Source organism: Neorhizobium sp. AL 9.2.2, from assembly GCF_013317225.1.
In the GTDB taxonomy this organism is placed as follows: domain Bacteria; phylum Pseudomonadota; class Alphaproteobacteria; order Rhizobiales; family Rhizobiaceae; genus Neorhizobium; species Neorhizobium soli.
In genome coordinates, this window is sequence record NZ_JAALXU010000009.1 from 553,231 (window position 1) to 575,016 (window position 21,786).

Sequence of the window (21,786 nt, forward strand, 5' to 3'; positions counted from 1 at the left end):
TGTGAGTATTCGTCGGCGCGTGGATGCCAAGTCGTCGCGGCGCCGACCCTTCTCGCAACTCGCCTCTATTTCCCTTTCGAGAATTGCTGGTTGCACCGAGAAGCCTATATCCCCGTGAGGACCTCATGGAAGGAGCTATGCGTGATCCCGAAAAAAGCACCGCCCGTTACTCTCGTCATCTTCGGCGCCACCGGCGACCTGACGCGTCGCCTGCTCATTCCGGCGATCATCAACCTGACACGCAGCGGCCTGGTCGGAGACGATCTCGCTATCCTCGGCGTCGGGATCGATGAAGGCGACGACGAATTTCTGCGCGGTCGGCTCGATGAGTTCCTCACCCATCTCAGCCCAGACGGCGAAGAGCCGACCCGCAAAGACGACGCTTGGTTCAGTCTGCGATCCCGCATTTCCTATATGAGCGGCGATTTCACCAGGGACGATATCTACGTGGCGATTGAAACGCGGCTTGGATCGTCGGCAAATGCTGCTTTCTACCTCGCCGTCCCGCCCGTTCTGTTCGGACCGATCGTCGAGAAGCTGGCAGTGCATGGCCTGATGCAGGAAACCGAGACATGCTTCCGGCGCGTCGCGATCGAGAAACCCTTCGGGACCGATCTTGCCTCGGCGAAGGCTCTCAATGCCCGTATATTGTCGAATGTCGAGGAAACCCAGGTCTACCGGCTGGATCATTTTCTCGGCAAGGAGACTGTGCAGAACCTGATGACGGCCCGTTTTGCCAACATGATCATCGAGGGCCTGTGGAGCAACACCTATATCGACCATGTTCAGATCACGGCGGCGGAGGTTGTCGATGTCGGCAGTCGCGGCAAGTTCTACGATGCGACAGGTGCTCTCCGCGACATGGTTCCGAACCACCTGTTCCAGTTGCTGGCCATGATCGCGATGGAACCGCCGAACAGTTTCGATGCCGAGGCTATTAGAAACGAGAAGGGCAAGGTGCTGAAAGCGCTGCGTGTCTATTCGGCTGAAGAGGCCGCCGCAAACAGCGTGCGCGGCGCCTATGGTTCGGGCGATCTCGGCGGCAAGTCGTTGTCAGCCTACCGGGACACCAAGGATGTCGCGCCCGACAGTCGGACCGAAACCTATGTGGCCCTCAAGCTTTATGCCGACACCTGGCGCTGGGCCGGTGTACCGTTCTACTTGAGGACGGGTAAGGCTTTGACCGCCCGCGACACGGAAATCGTCATCACGTTCAACAAGGTCCCATTTGCCCAGTTTCGCGAAACGGACGTGACGCGTCGTCTGCCGCCCAACCGGCTCGTCATCCAGGTTCAGCCGGATGAAGGGATGAGCATGGAAATCTCGATCAAACGCCCCGGCCAATCCGTCGAGACAGTGCCGGTGACACTGGATTTCCGCTATTCCGACAGGTTCGACATCGGCAACACGACGGGCTACGAATCCCTGATCTACGACCTGTTCATCGGCGATCAGGCGCTGTTTCAACGCGCCGACAGCATCGAATCCGGATGGGCTGCCGTCCAGCCTTTCCTGGACGCCTGGGCAGAAGACGGCTCGGTTCCAGAACCCTACGCCCCCGGCAGCATGGGCCCAGCCTCAGCCGATGACCTTATCCGCAAAGACGGTCGTGAGTGGCATGAACTCGGGGTGGTGTTGCATCAGAGGAAGTGAAGCGGGTGTCGTTGCGGGCGGACGGTGCTTGACGGTCGATCGGTTAGAGGCGCCATACCACAGATGACCGACTTTCGGTTTGGCGCCATCTTATGATCAACCAAAGCTGCTCAGTGGTTCAGATCGAGTTGGCGATCTTGTCGGCGATGTAGAGTTCACGCAGTTTGAGCGTTAGAGCCCCCGGCTTGCCGTCGCCCACAGGTGCGCCGTCGATACGCGTGACGGGCATTACGAAGTTGGTGGCCGAGGTGATGAAGGCTTCCGCGGCACTCATCGCTTCATCGGGTGTGAAGGCGCGCTCGTCATAGGGAATGCCGGCTTTTTCGGCGAGATCAAGCACGCTTGCGCGCGTGATGCCGTGCAGGATTGCGTTCGACAGCGGGCGGGTGATCAGCCTGCCACTCTTGTCGATGATATGGGCGGTCGCCGAGCTTGCCTCCGTGACGAAGCCGTCCTCTACAAGCCAGGCGTCATCAGCGCCTTTCTCCATCGCCTGCACTTTGGCCATCGAAGGATAGAGCAACTGCACCGTCTTGATATCGCGGCGCTCCCAGCGCCAGTCGGGCAGCAGAGCGACGGACAGGCCGGTGGCGAGCTTGGGGTTTTCGATCACCGACTTTGCCTGGGTGAAGAGAACCAGTGTCGGTGAAGGATTCTTCGGGAAGGCGAAGTCGCGATCGGCGGGGCCTCGCGACAGCTGGAGGTAGATCAGGCCTTCCTTGAGTGCATTGCGGCGGATGATCTCGCGATGAACCTCCAGAAGCTCGCTGGCCGAAATCGGCAAGTCCAGGCCCAGTTCCCCAATCGAGCGCTTCAGGCGGGCGGCATGGCCTTCATATTCGAGAAGCTTGCCGTCGATGACACCGGTCACTTCGTAGATGGCATCCGCGAACAGAAACCCGCGGTCGAACACGGAGACCTTGGCATCGGCTTCAGGCAGCCATTCGCCATTGAGATAAACGATACGGGACAAGACAATCTCCTTCAGTATGTCGGGAATTTAGAAGACATCGCCGGCGGCTCGCTTCAGTTCGGCGATGAACCCGTGCAGCAGGCGTGAGCGCGGTATGCCTTTGCGGGTAATCAGGACGGCCGCGACTTCGCGGGGCGGCTGGAAGGGCAGTTGCACCAAGCCCTCCGATGACTGGTAGGCGGCGCTATAGGGATCGACGACCGCCGCTCCGACGCCAGCTCCGGCCAGAACCGCAGCCGTTGCGCAATAGCGCACCTCGACCCGCGGCTCATAGTCGATACCTTCGCGATCGAAGGCGTCGCGCAGCATCTGGCCCATGCGCGATTCTGCTTCGAGGCCGATAAAACCGTGTTCGGACAAATCACTGACCGTCACCTCCTGCCGGCTAGCGACCGGGTGGTCCTTCGGCACGAGCGCGACCATATGGGTGCGCGACAGGATCTCTACATTCACGGAAGGATGACGCTCGAGCGCGATCGCCAGACCGACATCGGCGGCGCCGCTCTGCACAGCTTCGATGACGTGTTCGAGCCGGCGAACATCGTAGGCGACAGACACATCCGGACGGTCCTTCAGGAACCGTGCGAGCGCCACCGGTGCGACCGTATTGCCAAGCGGCGGCGTCGACATGACGCGCAGCCGTCCCGATGTGCCGTGCCTGATGGAGCGGGCGCGGGCGGAAAAGCTGCGCAACATGCTGAAGACCGGACGCACCTCTTCAAACAGAAGCGTCGCTTCCTCGGTTGGCTCAAGCCGCCGGTGCAGGCGCTCGAACAGCGTTATGCCGAGCTGGTTTTCCAGCTGGCGGATGCCGTTCGAAACGGCGGGCTGGGAAATGCCCAACTGCTCGGCGGCCTCGACGGTCGTTTCGCAGCGCATCATGGCCCCGAAGATCTCGAGGAGGCGCAGGGAGATATCCGGTTTCTGCTCGATTTCGGTCATGGCGTTCAGGTGAGAACTGCGCCAAGCGCCATCGCGACGGCGGCCTGGGTCGGGTCGATCACGCGGATGCCGAGCTCCTCTTCCAGTCTGCGGCGATGGCCGGACATGCCGGCACAGCCCAGCACGATCGCGCCGGCGCCCATCTGGCGCAATTTCAGCCCGGCCTTCACGAGTGCCGCGTAGCTTTCCTCCCCATGGCCGCTATCGGCGACGCTGATCGCGCCTTCAAGCGCGACCTCGCCGGCAAGCCTGCCATCGACGCCGAGGCGGCGAAGGTTGCGCATGTGACGGGGGATCGAACCTTCGGCGACTGCGATGACGCCGAAGAGATCCGCAAGCGCCAGCGCGCTCAGCACGCCCGCATCCTGGATGCCGTAGACCGGCTTTTTGGTGATCGACCGGGCAAGGTCCAGCCCGGGCTGCGAATAGCAGGCGAGCACATAGGCTGATGCATCCGGTCGGGTTTCTATCAGGTCGGCGGTGCGCAGTGACGCTTCATCCACATGGCGCTGGCTGACGACGCCGGGCGGACCCTCATCGATCGTGACGCATTCGATGACGGGACCACCCGGAAACTGCATCGGGGAGAGCGCCACGCGCAGGCCTTCGGTGACGCTTTCCGAACTGTTCGGGTTGATGACGAGGATCGGGCCGACTTTTCTCATGGGGCGATCTCCACGCCGAAGTTCTGCGCCGGATCGAATTCCTTGGCGCGGTAGCCGGGCTTGCCCGTCAGGTCGACAGGGCTGCGGGCAATGAAACGGCCACGACCACGGTCCGCCTTCAACTCGCCGTTCTCGACGATGACATCGCCGCGATTCATGGTGAGGACTGGCCAGCCTTCGATCTCCATGCCCTCAAACGGTGTGTAGTCCATATTGTCGTGCTGATCGGCAAGCGTTGCCTTGCGGCGGGCTTCCGGGTCCCAGATGCAGATATCGGCATCGTAGCCGGCTGCGATAGATCCCTTTTTCGCGATGCCGAATGTCCTGGCCGCATTGGTGCTTGAGAGTGCCACGAACTGCTGCAGGGTGATGCGGCCTTTAGTAACGCCCTCCGAAAACAGATAGGGCAGGCGCATGGCGATGCCGGGCATGCCGTTGGAGATCTTCGGGTAGTGCGCATCGGCACCATTGGCAAATTTTCCGCTGGCATCGAAACGGTAGGGCGCGTGGTCGGAGGAGACGCTTTCGAACGTGCCTGACTGCACATGTCGCCAGAGCGCTTCCTGCGTTGCCGCGTCGCGGAGCGGTGGAGAGCAGATGAATTTCGCCCCTTCCATGCCGGGCCGATCGAGATCATCACGGGTCAGCGCCAGATATTGCGGGCATGTTTCGGCAAACAGTTTCGTGCCGGCGAGCTTTTCGCGCTGGACGATGGCAGCGCCGCCAGCCGTTGAGACGTGGACGATGAAGAGTGCTGCATCGACCAGCTTTGCCAGCGAGACGGCCCGGTTGATCGCTTCTTCCTCCGCAAGCTCCGGACGGCTGATCGCGTGGTATTTTGGCGCGGTCAGCCCGGCCGCCGCGAGCCGCTTGTTCATCCACTTCACCATGTCGTTGTTTTCGGCATGGACCATGGTGAGCGCCCCATGGGTTTTGGCAATCGTCAGGATATCGAGCATGCCGCCGTCGCCGATATTCATCAGGTCGTAGGTCATGAAGACCTTGAACGACGTGATGCCCCGCGCAAATACGCCCGGTAGCTCTGCAAGGACATCAGCCGAAGGGTCGGAAATGATCAGATGATAGGAATAGTCGAGCACCGAGTGCGGCGCGGCGCGGCCGCCATAGGTGGCGATGACTTCGGCAATCGACTGGCCGCGATGCTGAGCCGCGAACGGGATGAATGAGGAATTGCCACCGAAGGCGGCGGAGACCGAGCCCGAATAGTAGTCGTCGGCGGTCATCACGCCCGCGGAGCTTTCCTGGGCGATATGAGCATGCGCCTCGATGCCGCCGGGAACGACCAGCTTGCCGCCCGCATCGATCCGGCGGGTTCCTCCGGCGATCTTTTCGCCGATCGCCGAAATCCGACCGTCGACGATGCCGATATCGCCATCGAATATGTCGGATGCGGTGACGATGCGACCGCCATGGATGACCGTATCAAACGCTGTCATGTCGGTCTTTCCTTACACTTCGATGATCACGCCGGTCTGGCTCGTCAGGCGACCGTAATGCTCGATACGACGATGACGCTCGAAATCAAAGATCGTCTTCTTGCCGAAGTCGCATTTGGAGAAATCGCATTCGGCGATGATGAGCTCGTCCTCCTCGGTCACGGCGCGGGCGAGAACGAACCCGTCCGGGTCGACGATGATTGAGCCGCCCATCAGCGGGTGGCCGTCTTCATTGCCCGCCTTGGCGACGCCGACGACATAGGTCGAGTTCTGGTAGGCGCCGGACTGCATGGAGAGGTCGGAATGGAAAAGCCGTTTCTCCAACCCTTCGGCGCTCATCTGGCTGTTCACGGACGGCGTGTTGTAGCCGATCGTCACCAGCTCGACGCCCTGCAGGCCCAGGCAACGGAAGGTTTCCGGCCAGCGGCGGTCGTTGCAGATCGCCATGCCCATGATGACGCCTTCGTTGCGCCAGACGTTGAAGCCGAGATCACCGGGTTCGAAGTAGCGCTTCTCGAGATGCTGGAAGGCGCGCTCGGTATCATATTCGGAATGACCGGGGAGGTGCACCTTGCGATACTTTCCGACGATATTGGCCTGACGGTCGGTAACAACAGAGGTGTTGTAATAGTGTCCGTCCGGCGTCTTCTCGCCGTAGCCGAAGGTGATGGCGATGTTGAGCTCGCGGGCGCGATCGAACAGCGGCTGCGTGGCGGCGTTCGGCATTTCCGTCTCGAACCAGAAATCGATTTCGGCCTGGTCTTCCATGTACCAGCGGGGAAAGAAGGTCGTGAGCGCCAGCTCTGGGTAGACGACCATGTCTGCGCCCTTGGATGCGGCTTCATCGAGAAGCGCAATCATGCGGATGACGACGCTTTCGCGGCTGTCGGCTTTCTGGATGGCGCCGAGCTGGGCACCTGCGATATTCATAATGGTCATCGGAGTTTCCTTTCGAAAGCGATCAGGCGGCCAGGCGCCGCTGGAAATTACTGACGAGGCGCACCAGCGGCCACAGCAGCACGAGATAGATGAGAGCCGCCAGCACCAGCGGCGAGGCATTGTAGGTGACCGAGCGCGCCATGCCGGCATTGTAGAGAAGCTCGGACAGCGAGATGACGGAGGCAAGCGAGGTGAGCTTGACGACTTCTACGGTGTTGGACAGCAGGTCCGGCAGCACGTTGCGGATGGCCTGCGGCAGGACGACATGGGCAAGCGTCTGTACCGGGCTGAGGCCCGTCGACTGCGCCGCTTCCCACTGTCCCTTGGCAACCGAGATCAGACCCGCGCGATAGACCTCCGCATAATAGGAGGAGTTGTTGAGCAGGAATGCGATGACGACGGCGGCGAAGGGCGAGATGTTGACCCCGGCAAAGGGCAGGCCGGCATAGATGAAGATCAACAGCACCAGCGGCGGCAGGGCGCGGAAGAGATCGGTATAGGCGATCGAGATCCAGCGCAGCCAGCGGCGCTCGCTCATATTGCCGAGTGCGACGAACAGGCCGCCGATCAGGCCGAGCAGGATCACGGCGCTGCACAGCTTGAGCGTCATCCAGAGGCCGGACATCATCAACGGCAATGACTGGCGCATGATGTCGATATTGAAGAACTGGTCGATGAAGATATCCATGGCAGCCTCCTATCGCTTCTTCCAGGCGGTCCGGCTTTCCAGCCAGCGGGCGAAGACCACCATCGGCAGGAAAATCACCAGATAGGCGACGACCGACATGGTGAGCGGCGTGGCACTGCCGGAAAAACTCTGCGCCGTCGTGGCGCTCGACAGGATTTCCGAAACGCCGATGGCCGAGCCGAGCGCGGTCATCTTGGTGATGGCAAGCACGCGGTTGACGAGCGGCGGAATGGCAAGACGGACGGCTTGGGGCAGCGCGACATAGGCAAGCGTGCGGGTAAAACCGAGCCCGGTTGCTATGCCTGCCTCCCACTGACCCTTTTCGACAGAGGAGAACCCGGCCCAGAATATTTCTTCGGCAAACGCTGCGAGGGTCGCTGCCAGGACGAGGAACAGAACCATCGGGCCGGACAGCTGGATGCCTATCGAGGGGAAGCCGAAATAGAGGATCAGGATGACGACCAGAGGCGGCAGCGCGCGAAAGATATCGGCGTAGCAGATGATGCAGAAATTGAGCGTCTTGACGCCATAGCTGCGCAGGCAGGCTAGCGCGAGGCCGGATGCAATACCCGCCACGATCACCGCAGCGGCAATCTGCAGCGTGACCCAGATCCCGGCAATGATGTCAGGCGTATATTTCGCCATCACCACCGGGTTGAAGAAGGTTTCGAGGAACCGGTCCATCGCCGTTACCCGGAAACGCGCGAAAGGAATGCGCGGGTGCGATCGGCCTTCGGGTTGCCGAATAGCTCGTCCGGCGTGCCTTCTTCAACGACGAGACCGCCATCCATGAAGATAACCCGATCGGCGGTTTCGCGGGCAAAGCCCATCTCGTGGCTGACGACGACCATCGTCATGCCCTTGGATTTCAGGTCCTTCATCACTTTGAGGACGGAGCCGACCAGTTCGGGATCAAGTGCCGAGGTCGGTTCGTCGAACAGCATGACCTTCGGATCGAGCGCCAGCGAGCGGGCGATCGCCACGCGCTGCTGCTGGCCGCCCGACAACTCACCGGGATAGGCGTCGGCCTTGTGCGCGAGGCCAACCTGTTCGAGCATATCCATCGCCCGCGCATCGGCTTCTGCCTTCGAGCGCTTCAGCGCCTTGCGCTGGGCAAGAGTTACGTTCTTGAGGACACTCATATGCGGGTATAGGTGGAACCCCTGAAAGACCATGCCGATCTGCAGCCGCATACGGTCGAGATCGCGGCGGGTACCGGCCATGATGTTGCGGCCATTGACGATGATATCGCCCGACGTTGGTTCCTCGAGCCGGTTGCAACAGCGCAGCATCGTGCTTTTACCGGAACCGGATGGACCGATGACGAACACGAGTTCGCCCTCGGCGACCCTCAGGTCGATCTTCTTGAGGACGGTGGTGGACCCGAAGCGCTTTTCCAGCGCGACGACTTCGAGCATTGGGCGATTGGCCATGTTGGCACCTCCGGCAGGCACGATGCGGACAGATTTGCCGACTGGATTCCAACCGCTATCTCCGATGGGAGAGACGATTGGCAGCCGGCTGCCGCATCCTGTCTGATCAAGGGGGAGGGCAGGCGACTGAAGCGCCTGCCCGTGCTGCAGAGCGTTACTTCAGGTTATCGCAGGAGGCTTTGTGGTCATCGCCCTTGTAACCATCGAAGCCCGGCGTTCCGAAACCCTTGGTCGGGGTGACGATCGTCGTGCCTGCTTCCGGCGTGACGCCGAACCACTTGACCGAAAGCTTCGCCATCGAGCCGTCTAGCTTCAGGCATTCCATCGCACGATCGACGAGATCGCGGTTCTGCTCGTCGCCTTTGCGGAAGGAAAGGGCCCAGACGAGGCCGGTTTCGTATTCGAAGGAGAGTTTCAGGCGCGGGTTCTTCTTGACCGCCCACGCAGCGGCAGTGTTGCCGGCAAGGTTGGCATCGGCGCGTCCAGCAATGACGGCTGCCACGGCGTCGGTATTGGTACCGTAGCTTTCGACCTTCCAGCCGAATTCCTTTTCCTTCTCCCGCAGGAAGCTGTCATAGGCAGACCCCTTGTTGACGGCGATCGTCTTGCCCTTGAAGTCTTCCAGCGTCTTGTATTCAGGCGCATTGGCCGGCACGACAAAACCGAAATTGGTGTCCATGAAGCCTTCGGTAAAGAGAAGGTTCGCGGCACGCTCCTTGTTCACGGTGACGGGTGCTACAAGGAAGTCATAGGTGCCGGCCTGCAGCGCTGGGATGAGGCCGGAGAACTGCGCTCCGGTCAGATCGACTTTCTTGCCCAACCGTTCGCCGATCAGGTTTGCCATATCGACGTTGAAACCCTCTATCTTGCCGTCGAGGGTTGGCATCGCGTGCGGCGCGAAGGTCGCGTCGATCGCGGTCTTGATTGTGTCTCCAAGGGAGTAGGCTGGCGTGCAGGCAAGCAGAGTAGCTAAGCCGACAAAGCCGGCCCTGATAGATGGTTTCATCGATGTTCTCCTACTGGCGGCTCCAGGCCTTTGCGGCCCTTGTTGACGCCAGTGTTCCACCGAACCTGCTGCGCTGCAATATAATTAATTATTATAATCGAACTAGAAATATATGATTTTCGAATAGTGATTGTGTCGATGGTCGTCGTTGTCGCAACCGGCCGATGGCGCATATTGCGTCAGCTCTGAAGAGGCTGAGGCTCTTTCGGAAGAAGTTCGCCTTCGATGCGGTAGTGCAATCCATCCGTGCGGTAGTCCACGTTGGCGACGCCGTTGAAATAGGTCGGCACAACGCGCTCCATCAGGCGGGAGCCAAAGCCGCGCCGCGTCGGTTCGCTCACGGCCGGCCCCTTGCTTTCGATCCATGTGAAGGCAAAGCCGTTTTCGCCGGGCGCCGTCCAGCGGATCTCGACCTTGCCGTCGGCCGTGCTGAGCGCGCCATATTTGGTGGCATTTGTCGCAAGTTCATGGATTGCCAGTGCCAAACCCATGGAAGGCTGTGCTTCCAGCACCATCGGAGGCCCGAAGATATCGAAGCGGTCGGGACTGTCCTGGTGCGGTTCGACGGATGTCCGTACAATCGTCTCGACATCTGCTGCGGACCAGTTCGTTGCCGTCAGCGTATCCTGTGCCCGGGCAAGTGCGTCGATGCGGGCCGACGCCATTTCACCGGCAAGCTTCACGTCTGTCGCATTGCGCAGGCTCTGGGATACGACGGCTTGAACCATCGCCAGCGTGTTCTTCATTCGGTGGGACAATTCGCGCTGCAACACACGCTGTTGGCGCTCCCGTTCCTTTTGCTCGGCAAGAAGGCGCTGCTGTTCGCGCACCAGGTCTTCGCTGCGCAGGCGTTCTTCCTGAAGATCATCAACCGCCTTGTGCATGACCTGGATCAGCAGAATGTCCACGATGACCACGCACGCGTAGAAGGTCAGAGCCACGAGGACCGACCCGTTGATCTCGAACATCGCAAACGGCGGTATAAACCAGTACCAGGCAGCCACGCCACAGGCCACGGCGCAAACGGCCCCGGGCCAGACGCCCGCCAGAAACGTCGTCAGGATTACCGCGGGGAAGAAGGTCAGATAAGGGAAGCCCGGCGGCAGGAGATGGTCGCATAGAAACCGCGCGTAGAGCGCAAGCCCGAACGCTGCAACCGCCACTCCCCAGCGCTTTCCCGGGGAAGCGCGGACGTGGTCGCTCATCTCGAACAATTGCATACGTAAGGGCTTCATTCCAAGTGGGTTCCCGCGGCGTTGCTTGTTCTTGGCTTGTTCGGGGTGTTCCGTCAATCAGCAACTAGAAAGGTACGTAATGTCCGACGGGATAAGGGACAAGTTTGGCAACACCGGTGAAAGCACGGCGTATGCGGACAACAAACGTGACGAGCACGTTGAGGCATCAGAGGCGCGATATGCGGGGACAGGAGGCGCTCCGCGAGACTGACAGATCGTCAGCCTCCGACGCGGGGTTCTGACAAAAATTCGCGGGCCCACAGTACGGGCCCGCGCTATCGTCGATCAAGTCAAACCGTAAAGCCTCAAGGCCTTCGCGCCGCCAGAATGAGTCGCTCGAAGAACTTCAGCTGCTCGTCGCAGGTCTGGGCGACCGTCTCAAATATCAGCCGGTCTTCCCGCCGGATTGCCGCAATCTTCTTCGTCAGGGCCGAAATCACCCTTGCCGGCATCTTGGCAATGGTCATCGCAATCGCCTTCGGTCCGGCTTCGAGTTTGGCGATACCGAGATGGCCTGCTGCAAGCTGCAGCCTGGTTGTGCGCAACAACAGCAGCGTCTCCTGCGGCAATTCGCCGAAGCGATCCTCGAACTCTTCTTCCAGATCATTCACGTCGCGCTGTGAGGATGCCCGCAGAAGTCTGGCATAGAGATTGAGCCTGACAGCCGGATCCGGCACGTAATCCGCCGGTATCGTGCCCGCGACGTCGAGATGCAGGATTGCGCGCTTTCTGGTGGCCGAAAGTCGTTTTCCCAGTTTCGCGACGGCACGCGCGAGGAGCTTCTGGTAAAGGCCAATGCCGATGACCTTCATATGCCCAGCCTGATCCTCGCCGGCGATGTCGCCCCCGCCGCGCAGATCGAGATCGCGCAGACTGATCGCAAGCCCGGCGCCCAGGCGGTCGTTCTCTACGAGTGTCAAAAGCCGCAAGCGCGTTTCCTCGGGCAGTTCTGCACCTTCTTCCGTCAGAATCGTGGTCATGCCCTGCGCGCCTCCACGGCCGACCCGGCCACGCAACTGGTGCAGCTGGGCCAAACCGAACCGCTCCGCATTCCAGATGAACATCGTATTGGCGCGCGGCACATCGAGGCCGTTTTCAATAATGTTGGTGGCGAGAAGGACATCGCCATCGCCGTCCGCGAAACCGACGATCGCTTCATCGATCGTCGCCGCCGGCATCTTGCCATGCGCGACCTTAACCAAGAGCTCGGGAACAATCTTGCGCAGGATCGCCTCGACGGCTTCGATATCCTCGATGCGCGGCACCACGACGAAGCTTTGTCCGCCCCGGCGGTATTCTCGCATCAATCCGGTGCGCATCGATGCGTTGTCGAATGCTGCAAGCGATGTGCGAACGGGTCGGCGCCGGGCGGGCGGAGTCGTCAGGAGGCTGACCTCCTGAACTCCGACCATTGCCGACTGCAAGGTGCGTGGGATAGGTGTTGCCGACATGGCGAGCGTGTGGAGGGTCGGCGCGAGCGCGCTCATGGCCCGTTTATCCTTGAGCCCGAACCGATGTTCCTCATCCACGATCAAAAGCCCGAGATGCGCAAAGCGCACGTCTTTTGCAAGGATCGCATGGGTCGCGACGATAACGTCGATTTCACCCTCGGCCAACGCCGCCTTGACCTGCTTCGCCTCGCTTGGCTTGACGAGCCGTGACAACATTCCGACAGAGATGCCTGTTCCTTCGAAGCGTCGCTTGAAGGTGGCGAAATGCTGACGTGTGAGAACAGTCGTTGGGGCGATGACGACCACCTGACCGCCCGCAAGTGCTACCGCTGCTGCGGCCCGCAGTGCGATCTCCGTCTTGCCGAAGCCGACATCGCCGCAGACAAGGCGGTTCATCGCATGCCCGGACGCGAGATCGGAAAGCGTGGCCTTGATGGCTTCGGCCTGATCTGGTGTCTCGGCGAAAGGGAACCGTCGGATGAAGGCTGAAAATTCGGCACGGGGAGGAATGAACGTCTCGGCCGGCGAGGCCTGCCTGTGCTTTGCGATGGTCGAAAAATGACGCGCCGTCGATTTGATGTCCGCGACAATCTTCTCGTGCTTCTTTTGCCAGGCGTCGGTGTGAAGACGATCGAGCGAGACCGCCTCGGGTTCGGAACCGTAGCGCCACAGCTTTCCGAATTCTTCCATCGGAACAAGCACGGAAGCACCTTCGCGATATTCCAGACGGGCAGCGTCACGCGCGACGCCTGCAACGGCGATGCTCTCCAGATCTTTTAAAATGCCAATGCCGTGATCTTCGTGGACGACGACGTCGCCGATCCGAAGATCTGGTTCGCCAAGAAAGGAAGTTGCACTTGAAACATGTCGGTGTTCGTCGCCCGCGGCGATCACAGCAACATTTTGCGCGACGTCGAGGAACCCGTGATCGAGGGCGCAGGCGAGCTTCAAAAGCGCGCCGGATTCGGCGTCCATCACCTGCGTCCAGCTGTCGACGGACCGAGGCGATACGCCAGTTGCTTTCGCGACACGGCGGCAAAGCGCCTCTGATGCCTTGCCATGCCCGGAAATTACAACCTTCATTCCATCGCCCAGGCGTTCCTGTGCAAACTTGACCAGTGCCTTGCGCGGGTCCGCATCAGACGCCCCGGAAGGCAGGTCACCCCCTTGTTCGAGATCCAGTGCGCTGGTCTGCACGCCGGTGAAGCGCTGTTCCCACTCCTCGCTGTCAAGATAGAACGAGCAAGGAGAGGATGTTCCGGTCTTACCGAAATCCGTGCGGGACTGGCGGGCGTCGTCGATGATTTCCAGATTCCGTACGACCCGGTCTGCTGCGCCCGGAGCCGCAGTCAAAGCGGCATTGCCGAGGATATCGAAAACCGTCACCATGTCCGGGTAAAGGCGGGAAAGCTGGCGCTCCATCGTCTCAGATTTTGAAGCAGGGGCTTCCGGAATGAGGTCTGCGAGTATGGCTTCGGATGCCGGACCGAAGCTCAACCGTTCAAGGTAGCTCTCGGTTCGCTGCGAGACGCGGTCAAACCCACGCAATTCGGTCACGTGATCGTCTTCCGACAGGACTATGCGCATTGGGCCCGGGGCGCCGGCGGGATAGATGTCGATCATCCCGTCGCGCACCGCCAGTTCGCCGGGATCGTCGGCAACGCCCTCTTCCACATAGCCTGATCGTCTGACGAAATTCAGGAATGCCTCGCGATCGAATCGATGGCCGACCACCAGTTCGATCTGGCCATCTGCGATGACCCCCGCCGGCGGAATGCGCTGCAGCGTCGCGTCGATCGATGTCAGCAGCAGTCGCGGCGTGTCGCTTGGCCTGGCCCATATCCGCAATGCGTCCATGCGTCGACCCATGCAGTGCCGCGAGGGCGGAACCCGATCATAGGGAAGGCAGTCCCAAGGCGGCAGAACAATGAATTGGACCGAGGGAAAGAGCGCTGCCATGGCATCCGCTATTTTTTGCGCAGCATTTTCGCTCAATGCCACGTAGCAGAGCGAACGACCGGAGCTCCGGAGCGATGCCTCAAGCCGGGTTGCCACCAAACCCGGCGGCAGTTTCAGATGCGGGGTCTGTTCGGATGCGGGGAGGGGAGAGGGGGCGTTTTCATTTCGGGACTCAACGATACTCACATGAACCTGCCATTCTCGCGTCAGCAATTTTATCAGGCTGCAAGAACTTAGTTTGTCGCGCCCTGTTCCCTTCGAACTTTGCGTTTTCTCTTCACGCGGTCAGGCCGCCATGACGGTGAGACATCAGCGACCGGATGCCGCGTTGCCGTGCACGGAACAGGTCGATGACGAGCGGGTTATTCGACCTCACGGATAGGAGAACCATGTGAAAGTGTTCATTTACGGCACCCTGAAAAGAGGCTTTGCGCTTCACGATAAGGGGCTTGGGAATTCGGAATATATCGGGGATGTAGTGACGGTCGAGCCCTACCCCCTGTTGATAGCAGCACCATTCTACGGGCCGATGATGCTCGAACAACCGGGAATCGGTTTGCAGGTGACAGGGGAGTTGTTTGAAGTCCCTGAAGACGATCTGCCGGTTCTGGATAAGCTGGAAGACGTTGGTGAAGAGGGAAGTTTCCGGGCAATGCTCAAGGTTCAGGCATCGGGCGGCGGTCTCGTTCATGATGCCCTTGTCTTTTTGAAAGACGAGAACTGGCTCGACCCCATCCATTCCGGTTTCCTGTCCGCCTATAACGACCGCAGATTTATCCCGCCATGGGACCGGTAACGACAAGACAAGAGGGACGTCACGATGCGCTACGAGGCAAAGCCCGGCGATGTCAGCCTATTCGAAAATGAAAAAGCCGGCCACGAGCGCGCACCGGACCACCGCGGCTATTTCATCGCTCACAGAGATATCAAGGCCGGAGAAAAGATCGAAATGGTGCTGTGGGCCGGAAGGCCGAACAGTTCACGCTCATTTGGTGGCAGACTATCCGACGACCAGAAGGCGAGCGCGTCAGCGGTTCCCGACCCGGTTGATCTGTTTGGCAACCCTTTGCCAAAGCCACCGAAAGCGTGACGCTACGTTCTCGTTCGATTTGACGTCTCAAACCACGGCTGTGCTCTCGCTTCGCGTCTCGGTGGAGGAACTATGGCTCCGGTTGCTGGTTACGGGGCGAGTCAACGAGAGAGATACAGTGATGAAATTTGGACTTCTTGGCGTCGCGTCGGTCGCGACCGCGGTATTCTTGAGCAGCGCAGCCTATGCACAGCAGGGCGATGGAACCGAAGTCCAGATCACGACCAACGTGTTCAAGCCGAACAAGATTCCGGCAACCGCGGAGCGGATCGCCACCTTGAAGGCGCCGGAAGGTTTCACCGTTGAGCCTTTCGCCCAGGGTCTCGGAAACAGCCGCATCATCGCCGTGTCCGACAAAGGCTATATCTATGTCAGCCGCCGCGAGGAAGGCGACGTGCTGCTGCTGAAGGACGAGAACGGCGACGGCAAGGCCGACGGCGCACCGGTGAAAGTGGCAGCGCGCGCGCAGGCCCACGGTCTGGCAATCAAGGATAACAGGCTGTATCTCGTCACGGTCAAAGAGGTGTTCGTCGCGGACATCAAGGACGACGGCACGCTCGGGCCACTCGAAATGATCATTGGCGATCTGCCGGATTCCGGACAGCATCCCAACCGCGTCATGGAGTTCGGTCCTGATGGCATGCTCTACATCAGCGTCGGCTCCACCTGCAACGCCTGCAACGAAAGCAATGCTGAAAACGCAACGGTGCTCCGGGCGACCCCTGATGGCAAGAGCCGCACCATCTTCGCGTCCGGCCTTCGCAACACGATCGGCTACGACTGGAACCGCGAGACCGGTGAACTTTGGGGGCTCGACCATGGCATCGATCTCCTCGGTGATGAGGTGCAGGCAGAAGAGCTCAACCTCATCGAACAGGGAAAGCAGTATGGCTGGCCGCATGTTTACGGAGCAGGCGACATCTATCCGCAGTCGACACCGGTCGGCGGCGTGACCAAGGAGGAGTGGAAGGCGCAGAGCGATCCGATGAAACTCGGCTACACGGCACACGCAGCCCCCATGCAGATGAAATTCTACAGCGGAACGTCGTTTCCGGCCGAGTTCTCGGGCGATGCGTTTGCAACCATGCGCGGATCCTGGAATCGTAACCCGGCATCCGGATACGAGATTGTTCGCATTCACTTCGAAAACGGCAAGCCGAAATCCTTCGAACCTTTCGTCACCGGCTTCCTCAGCGATGGTGGCAAGACGCATTTCGCACGACCGGTCGGACTGGCCGTCGCCAAGGATGGCGCCTTGCTGATGGCCGACGATGCAAACGGTGTCATCTACAGGGTGGCTTACACCGGCGACGCGCAAAAGGCACAAGCGCAGCCCGCTGCGCCCGTTGAACCTATGAAGGCGCAGGCCGCCAAAGGTATCGATGTGCCACTTGCCATGGATCGCCCGGAGACCAAGACGGAAGGCAGCGTATCCGTCTCGTCCTCGTCTTTCGACAACGACGAACTCATGCCGCAGCGTCATAGCGAATATGCCGAGAGTGTCTCACCGGCGATCAGCTGGAAGGCCGTCCCGAAGGCCGCGTCCTACGCGATCATCGTAGAGGATCCAGGCTCCTCACCAACCAAGCCGTTTGTTCACTGGCTGGCGTGGAATATCCCGGCAACGGTGACGTCCCTGCCGGAAGGGTTGCAGGAACAGCTCCGCCTCGTCGAACCGGAAGGCGTCCTTCAAGGCCGCAACACATCCGGCAGTCACGGCTATTTCGGACCAAAGCCGCCGGCCGGCGACCCGGCGCATCACTATCACTTCCAGGTTCTTGCGCTTGACGAGATGCTGGCTCTTCCCCCGACATCCGACCGGGATGCTCTTCTCGCCGCAGTGGCCGGTCATGTGATCGGCAAGGGTGAGATCGTGGGTCGCTACCAGCAGAAGGTCGATCCTGCGAAGAAGTAAGGCTTCGTCCGATCACGCCCCGCTGCAACGCTGAGCAGCAAGCGATGTTTTTGGAGGAGGAGGCCGTACTGGAATCAGGCGGCCTCTTCTTCGATTGCGAGGTCTCGCAACAGGGTATGGATCTGCTCGCCGCTCAGCCGGGACGGATCGAAACCGCTTGACGAGCCGACGTCGGCGAAGCGCTTTGCGTGGGCTTCGGATGTCCCGATAAAACCCATTGCCCAGTTCGGGAAATACCGATGGCTGATCGGGTCCACGGCCAGCAGCGAAACTTCGCCATGGCGTTCGTCCTGCTGGATGCGCTCGAATGCGGCTTCCACCCGCTCGAGCGGACCTTCCAGAACCTGGGCGAAGCAGCCCGCGTTGAACAGAAGCGCCCCGGTGATCTCGTCACGGAGATTGTTCACCCGACTTTTCGCCAGGATCTCGTCGACGTTTGAGCTAAACGCCGCACCATCGTCGCCGATCTGGTTGCGGCTGTAGTAGACCAGGCGATACAAGCTGTTATCCATTATCAGTTCCCCTCTATAAAACGTGTTGTGCCAGGAACGCCGGAATCTGATCCGTGCCCATGGGCCGTCCCGTCAGATAGCCCTGCACATGGGTGCAGCGTTCGCCACGAATGCGCGCCAACTGTTCCGCCGTCTCAACGCCTTCAGCCGTGATCGACATCCCGAGGCTCGTCCCGAGACTTGCGATTGATCGCAGGATCGCCTCGCTGTCTGCGTCTTCACAGGCGACAAACGAGCGATCGATCTTCAGTTTGTTGAATGGAAACTTCTGCAGGTAGCTCAAGGACGAATAGCCAGTGCCGAAATCGTCCATGGAGATTCTGACGCCAAGCGCGCGCATGGCATTCAGCGTCTGGATGACGTTATCCGTGTCATCGAGCAGGGCGCCCTCGGTAATTTCGATTTCCAAACGATGGGCTGGCAATCCCGAGTGCCTTAGCGCCGATGCGACCGTTTCCAGCAGTGTGTCCGCCTTGAACTGAAGCGGCGAGACGTTGACGGCGACAATCATATCATTCGGCCAGGACATTGCCTCCAGGCAGGCTGTACGCAAAACCCATTCGCCGATCTTGACGATCAGGCCGTTTTCCTCCGCAAGCGAGATAAAGGAAAGAGGCGGGATGTTGCCTTTGACGGGATGTTCCCACCGGAGCAGGGCCTCGAAGCCATCCACCCGTTTGGTCGAGACATCGAGGAACGGCTGATAGTTCAGCTTGAACTGCTTCAGGGCCAGCGCGCGGCGGAGATCGATCTCCATTTCCCGACGTCCGAGGAGTAGAGCGTCCATCCCGCTTTCGAACATGCGGTAACGTCCGCGCCCGGCCTTCTTTGCCTCGTAGAGAGCAAGATCACCGTTGCGGAGCAGGTCGTCTGGCTGGAGCGCATCAGCGCCAAAGGCGACGCCGACGCTTGCGCCGATATTGATTGTATGACCGTTGAGAACATAGGTGCGGCCGACAAGGTCCACGATCCGCGAAGCGAGTTTCTCGGCCGCTGCAAGATCGTCGACATCATGCTGGAGGATCACGAACTCGTCCCCGCCAAGACGCGCAACGACATCGCTTTTGCGGCACGCGGCCTTGAGGCGGTCGGCCACCTTTTTCAAAAGAAGGTCGCCTGTTGCATGTCCCAGCGTGTCGTTGACCATCTTGAAGCGGTCAAGATCGAGGCAGTGGACGGCGATCGATGAAGATTTAGAACCGTTGCTCAAAGCGGACGACAGGTGCGAAAGCAAGGCGTTCCGCTTGGCAAGGCCCGTCAGTTCGTCGACATCGGTCTTGATGGCGATGCCCTGGTTCTGCGATGCAGGTCGCAAGTCAACGAGATACTGCCCGTCGTCGAAGGATACGAACGCGGCATCGAAGCTCTCACCGCTATGGATGGACGTGACTAAAAGCGGGGCGGAGCTGGTGTCGGGCAGGTCTGTGACCAGGCCCGTAAAAAGCGCGTGGACAGCGCCCCCGGGAAATGCGCCGAATGAGACTTCGCTCGCCTTGTTGGCGTAGACGACGAGACCATCGGATCCGACAACCAAGACCGGGCGCGGCAACATCTCTAGTATTTTCTCGGTGTTGAGAAGCTGAAACGGATGAGGTTCCAATGTGTGGAGGATAGACGTCACAGCGTTCATGGTTGGTTACCGTTCGGAGTTGACCGAGAGGTAATCCGCAAACGTTTCTAGGCAATGGATGCCAAGCCCCGGGACATGACTGTTTGTCGAGAGAGGGTTATCGATTGCTAAAGATGGACTGATGGCGGCAGGAAGGGCACGCCGCGCAGGATGCTCGCCTCTACTTCCGGCAAACTGAAGGTGAGACTACCCAACATAGATTAGGCAATAGGAATATACTATTGAGCAACGCTTAATTGTATTTTTACAAAGGCTTATTCTTGTTTTTTGCCAAGTCTTAATTACTAATTTAACAATTGTTTGCGATGATGGTTGACCAATCACCTGTATTGCAAGGCTTCGTAATGTTCGATTTTTTCGGCGCAAACTCTAATCAAATTCTTTCGGCCTTAGACCTGTCCTTCGCGATCATCGAGTTCGATACCGAAGGACGCATATTGCGAGCCAATACAAACTTCTGCGATCTGATGGGATATAGCGAGCAGGAGATTATCGGTCAGCATCACCGGATTTTTGTCGACGGAGATTACGCTGCAACGCCTGAATACAAAGCCTTCTGGAGCAAGCTTAAGGGCGGCACGTTCGAGTGCAGCGAATTCAAGCGCATTGCGAAAAACGGCCAGGAAATCTGGATCCGCGGCAATTACAATCCGGTAAAGAATGCCAGCGGCAAGGTGTTGAAGATCATCAAGTTTGCCAACGACATCAGCGAAACAAAGATGAATGGGCTCGACAGCGCAGCCAAACTTTCAGCTGTTTCCCGCGCGCAGGCAACCATCGAATTCACGCCCCAGGGTGAAATCCTTACCGCCAACGACAACTTCCTGTCGGCGCTCGGATATTCCTTGAACGAGATCGTGGGTAAGCATCACCGGATCTTTATGGACCCGACCGAAGCGGCATCCCCGCAATACACGCAGTTGTGGGAGCGCCTTCGCGGCGGCGAATATGTTGCCGACGAGTTCCGCCGCATCAGCAAGGACGGCCGTAGCGTTTACATCCAGGCTTCCTACAACCCCGTTTTCGATCCCAGTGGCAAGGTCATCAAGGTCGCCAAGTTTGCCACCGATGTTACCGGCCGGGTCGAGAACGTCGAGCGCCTCGCGGAAGGCCTGACGCGTTTCGCCGATGGTGACCTTTCGCAGCAAATTGCAAAGCCGTTTATTCCATCACTGGAGCGCCTGCGGACCGACTTCAATGCCGCGTCGCAGAAGCTGAAGCAGGCCATGGTGATGGTTGCCGAAAACGCGAAGGCTATTTCGGCCGGTTCCAATGAGGTTCGCACATCGGCGGACGATCTGGCGAAGCGGACCGAACAGCAAGCCGCATCTGTCGAGCAGACCGCAGCAGCCCTGGAAGAGATCACCACGACCGTGAAGGATTCCAGCCGACGCGCCGAGGAAGCCGGCCAACTGGTTGCCCGCACGAAGGAGCATGCCAACCATTCCGGTGACGTGGTGCGTGAAGCGATTGGTGCCATGGACCAGATCGAAGCGTCGTCGAAGGCAATCTCGAACATCATCGGCGTGATCGATGAAATCGCCTTCCAGACAAACCTGTTGGCGCTGAACGCCGGTGTTGAAGCGGCGCGCGCAGGCGAGGCCGGTAAAGGCTTTGCCGTCGTTGCGCAGGAAGTGCGTGAACTCGCGCAGCGCTCTGCAACAGCGGCCAAGGAAATCAAGACACTCATCACGGCCTCCAGCACGCATGTCGGAAACGGCGTCTCGCTGGTCACGAAGGCAGGCGCCGCCCTGCGCGAGATCGCGACCCATGTCGAAGGTATCAACGGCGACATCACCGCGATCGTCGAAACCTCACGCGAACAGTCCACCGCGCTGACCGAAATCAACCGTGCGATCAACACGGTCGATCAGGGCACACAGCAAAACGCCGCGATGGTCGAGCAGCAGACAGCTGCGAGCCATGAAATGGCAAGGGAAGCGGCCGCGCTGTTCCAGTTGCTCGAACAGTTCAATTTCGACACCGATCGGGCCCCGGCCCAGACATTGCAGAAGCGCAATCCGATCGCCCATCGCCCCGTCGCTTCAAGACCGGTCGCACAGCCCATTTCCGATCGCCCTGCAGCCGTCGCAATGCCGCGCAAGATCGCTAACGCCTCGTCTTCCGCTGCCCTGGCGGTTGCGGACTGGGAAGAATTCTGAGTTAACAATAGGCTCCAAGCCGTTGAAAATAAGCTGTTACCGCCGCGAGCCCGGATCACGCTCGCGGCGGTTTCGC

General features: G+C 59.8%; 18 protein-coding genes. 5 read left to right on the top strand and 13 right to left on the bottom strand.

Features of this window, described 5'->3' with window-relative positions; all coding sequences use genetic code 11:
- Positions 1 to 141 precede the first annotated feature (141 nt).
- Positions 142 to 1,653, top strand: a complete 1,512-nt coding sequence (gene zwf / locus G6K99_RS20170) for a glucose-6-phosphate dehydrogenase (RefSeq protein WP_371816253.1) — start codon at positions 142 to 144, stop codon at positions 1,651 to 1,653.
- Between the two features lie 118 nt (positions 1,654 to 1,771).
- On the opposite strand, the gene G6K99_RS20175 is transcribed toward zwf, so the two are convergent.
- From G6K99_RS20175 to G6K99_RS20225, 11 genes are all read right to left on the bottom strand, one after another.
- Positions 1,772 to 2,626, bottom strand: coding sequence for a D-amino-acid transaminase (locus G6K99_RS20175; RefSeq protein WP_174197656.1), 855 nt, complete (start codon positions 2,624 to 2,626; stop codon positions 1,772 to 1,774).
- 27 nt (positions 2,627 to 2,653) lie between these two features.
- A complete protein-coding gene (locus tag G6K99_RS20180; protein WP_113111512.1) occupies positions 2,654 to 3,568 on the bottom strand; it encodes a LysR family transcriptional regulator in 915 nt (304 codons plus the stop codon).
- A gap of 5 nt (positions 3,569 to 3,573) precedes the next feature.
- Complete coding sequence (locus G6K99_RS20185) at positions 3,574 to 4,233, bottom strand: aspartate/glutamate racemase family protein (RefSeq protein ID WP_174197657.1); 660 nt, start codon at positions 4,231 to 4,233, stop codon at positions 3,574 to 3,576.
- Entirely contained in the window at positions 4,230 to 5,690 is a 1,461-nt protein-coding gene (gene hydA, locus G6K99_RS20190; protein WP_174197658.1) for a dihydropyrimidinase, read from the bottom strand. Before hydA ends, G6K99_RS20185 begins: the two co-directional genes overlap by 4 nt.
- Before the next feature lie 12 nt (positions 5,691 to 5,702).
- Positions 5,703 to 6,629 carry an N-carbamoyl-D-amino-acid hydrolase gene (locus G6K99_RS20195; RefSeq protein ID WP_174197659.1) on the bottom strand — a complete coding sequence of 309 codons (927 nt, stop codon included), beginning with the start codon at positions 6,627 to 6,629 and terminating at the stop codon, positions 5,703 to 5,705.
- Between the two features lie 22 nt (positions 6,630 to 6,651).
- Positions 6,652 to 7,317, bottom strand: coding sequence for an amino acid ABC transporter permease (locus G6K99_RS20200; RefSeq protein ID WP_174197660.1), 666 nt, complete (start codon positions 7,315 to 7,317; stop codon positions 6,652 to 6,654).
- A gap of 9 nt (positions 7,318 to 7,326) precedes the next feature.
- Positions 7,327 to 8,001 (bottom strand): amino acid ABC transporter permease, encoded by a 675-nt coding sequence (locus G6K99_RS20205; RefSeq protein ID WP_174197661.1) that lies wholly within the window; start codon positions 7,999 to 8,001, stop codon positions 7,327 to 7,329.
- Positions 8,002 to 8,006: 5 nt separating this feature from the next.
- Positions 8,007 to 8,735, bottom strand: coding sequence for an amino acid ABC transporter ATP-binding protein (locus G6K99_RS20210; RefSeq protein WP_174197904.1), 729 nt, complete (start codon positions 8,733 to 8,735; stop codon positions 8,007 to 8,009).
- A 169-nt stretch (positions 8,736 to 8,904) separates the two neighbouring features.
- A complete protein-coding gene (locus G6K99_RS20215; protein WP_174197662.1) occupies positions 8,905 to 9,756 on the bottom strand; it encodes a transporter substrate-binding domain-containing protein in 852 nt (283 codons plus the stop codon).
- A 179-nt stretch (positions 9,757 to 9,935) separates the two neighbouring features.
- Complete coding sequence (locus G6K99_RS20220) at positions 9,936 to 10,991, bottom strand: sensor histidine kinase (protein WP_092663140.1); 1,056 nt, start codon at positions 10,989 to 10,991, stop codon at positions 9,936 to 9,938.
- 305 nt (positions 10,992 to 11,296) lie between these two features.
- A complete protein-coding gene (locus G6K99_RS20225) occupies positions 11,297 to 14,299 on the bottom strand; it encodes a DEAD/DEAH box helicase (protein ID WP_244631546.1) in 3,003 nt (1,000 codons plus the stop codon).
- Positions 14,300 to 14,792: 493 nt separating this feature from the next.
- On the opposite strand from G6K99_RS20225, the gene G6K99_RS20230 reads away from it, so the two are divergent.
- The 3 genes from G6K99_RS20230 to G6K99_RS20240 all read left to right on the top strand — a co-directional run bounded on the left by G6K99_RS20230 (position 14,793) and on the right by G6K99_RS20240 (position 17,406).
- Complete coding sequence (locus G6K99_RS20230) at positions 14,793 to 15,197, top strand: gamma-glutamylcyclotransferase (protein WP_174197663.1); 405 nt, start codon at positions 14,793 to 14,795, stop codon at positions 15,195 to 15,197.
- A 24-nt stretch (positions 15,198 to 15,221) separates the two neighbouring features.
- Positions 15,222 to 15,491, top strand: a complete 270-nt coding sequence (locus G6K99_RS20235; RefSeq protein ID WP_092663136.1) for a hypothetical protein — start codon at positions 15,222 to 15,224, stop codon at positions 15,489 to 15,491.
- A 121-nt stretch (positions 15,492 to 15,612) separates the two neighbouring features.
- A complete protein-coding gene (locus G6K99_RS20240; RefSeq protein ID WP_174197664.1) occupies positions 15,613 to 17,406 on the top strand; it encodes a YbhB/YbcL family Raf kinase inhibitor-like protein in 1,794 nt (597 codons plus the stop codon).
- A 74-nt stretch (positions 17,407 to 17,480) separates the two neighbouring features.
- Here G6K99_RS20240 and G6K99_RS20245 read toward each other — a convergent pair whose 3' ends face one another.
- Positions 17,481 to 17,918, bottom strand: a complete 438-nt coding sequence (locus tag G6K99_RS20245) for a BLUF domain-containing protein (protein WP_062459555.1) — start codon at positions 17,916 to 17,918, stop codon at positions 17,481 to 17,483.
- A 13-nt stretch (positions 17,919 to 17,931) separates the two neighbouring features.
- A complete protein-coding gene (locus G6K99_RS20250; protein ID WP_244631547.1) occupies positions 17,932 to 19,470 on the bottom strand; it encodes a bifunctional diguanylate cyclase/phosphodiesterase in 1,539 nt (512 codons plus the stop codon).
- A 422-nt stretch (positions 19,471 to 19,892) separates the two neighbouring features.
- On the opposite strand from G6K99_RS20250, the gene G6K99_RS20255 reads away from it, so the two are divergent.
- The gene (locus tag G6K99_RS20255) at positions 19,893 to 21,710 is read left to right on the top strand and encodes a PAS domain-containing methyl-accepting chemotaxis protein (RefSeq protein ID WP_174197666.1); all 1,818 of its coding nucleotides are present in this window, start codon (positions 19,893 to 19,895) and stop codon (positions 21,708 to 21,710) included.
- The last annotated feature ends 76 nt before the right edge of the window (positions 21,711 to 21,786 follow it).

Bases quoted from the DNA above. Each gene is read 5' to 3' on its own strand.
- G6K99_RS20180 (WP_113111512.1), bottom strand. From the start codon at position 3,568: ATGACCGAAATCGAGCAGAAACCGGATATCTCCCTGCGCCTCCTCGAG.
- G6K99_RS20185 (WP_174197657.1), bottom strand. From the start codon at position 4,233: ATGAGAAAAGTCGGCCCGATCCTCGTCATCAACCCGAACAGTTCGGAA.
- hydA (WP_174197658.1), bottom strand. From the start codon at position 5,690: ATGACAGCGTTTGATACGGTCATCCATGGCGGTCGCATCGTCACCGCA.
- G6K99_RS20195 (WP_174197659.1), bottom strand. From the start codon at position 6,629: ATGACCATTATGAATATCGCAGGTGCCCAGCTCGGCGCCATCCAGAAA.
- G6K99_RS20200 (WP_174197660.1), bottom strand. From the start codon at position 7,317: ATGGATATCTTCATCGACCAGTTCTTCAATATCGACATCATGCGCCAG.
- G6K99_RS20205 (WP_174197661.1), bottom strand. From the start codon at position 8,001: ATGGACCGGTTCCTCGAAACCTTCTTCAACCCGGTGGTGATGGCGAAA.
- G6K99_RS20210 (WP_174197904.1), bottom strand. From the start codon at position 8,735: ATGCTCGAAGTCGTCGCGCTGGAAAAGCGCTTCGGGTCCACCACCGTC.
- G6K99_RS20215 (WP_174197662.1), bottom strand. From the start codon at position 9,756: ATGAAACCATCTATCAGGGCCGGCTTTGTCGGCTTAGCTACTCTGCTT.
- G6K99_RS20220 (WP_092663140.1), bottom strand. From the start codon at position 10,991: ATGAAGCCCTTACGTATGCAATTGTTCGAGATGAGCGACCACGTCCGC.
- G6K99_RS20225 (WP_244631546.1), bottom strand. From the start codon at position 14,299: ATGGACGCATTGCGGATATGGGCCAGGCCAAGCGACACGCCGCGACTG.
- G6K99_RS20235 (WP_092663136.1), top strand. From the start codon at position 15,222: ATGCGCTACGAGGCAAAGCCCGGCGATGTCAGCCTATTCGAAAATGAA.
- G6K99_RS20240 (WP_174197664.1), top strand. From the start codon at position 15,613: ATGAAATTTGGACTTCTTGGCGTCGCGTCGGTCGCGACCGCGGTATTC.
- G6K99_RS20245 (WP_062459555.1), bottom strand. From the start codon at position 17,918: ATGGATAACAGCTTGTATCGCCTGGTCTACTACAGCCGCAACCAGATC.
- G6K99_RS20250 (WP_244631547.1), bottom strand. From the start codon at position 19,470: ATGTTGCCGCGCCCGGTCTTGGTTGTCGGATCCGATGGTCTCGTCGTC.
- G6K99_RS20255 (WP_174197666.1), top strand. From the start codon at position 19,893: ATGTTCGATTTTTTCGGCGCAAACTCTAATCAAATTCTTTCGGCCTTA.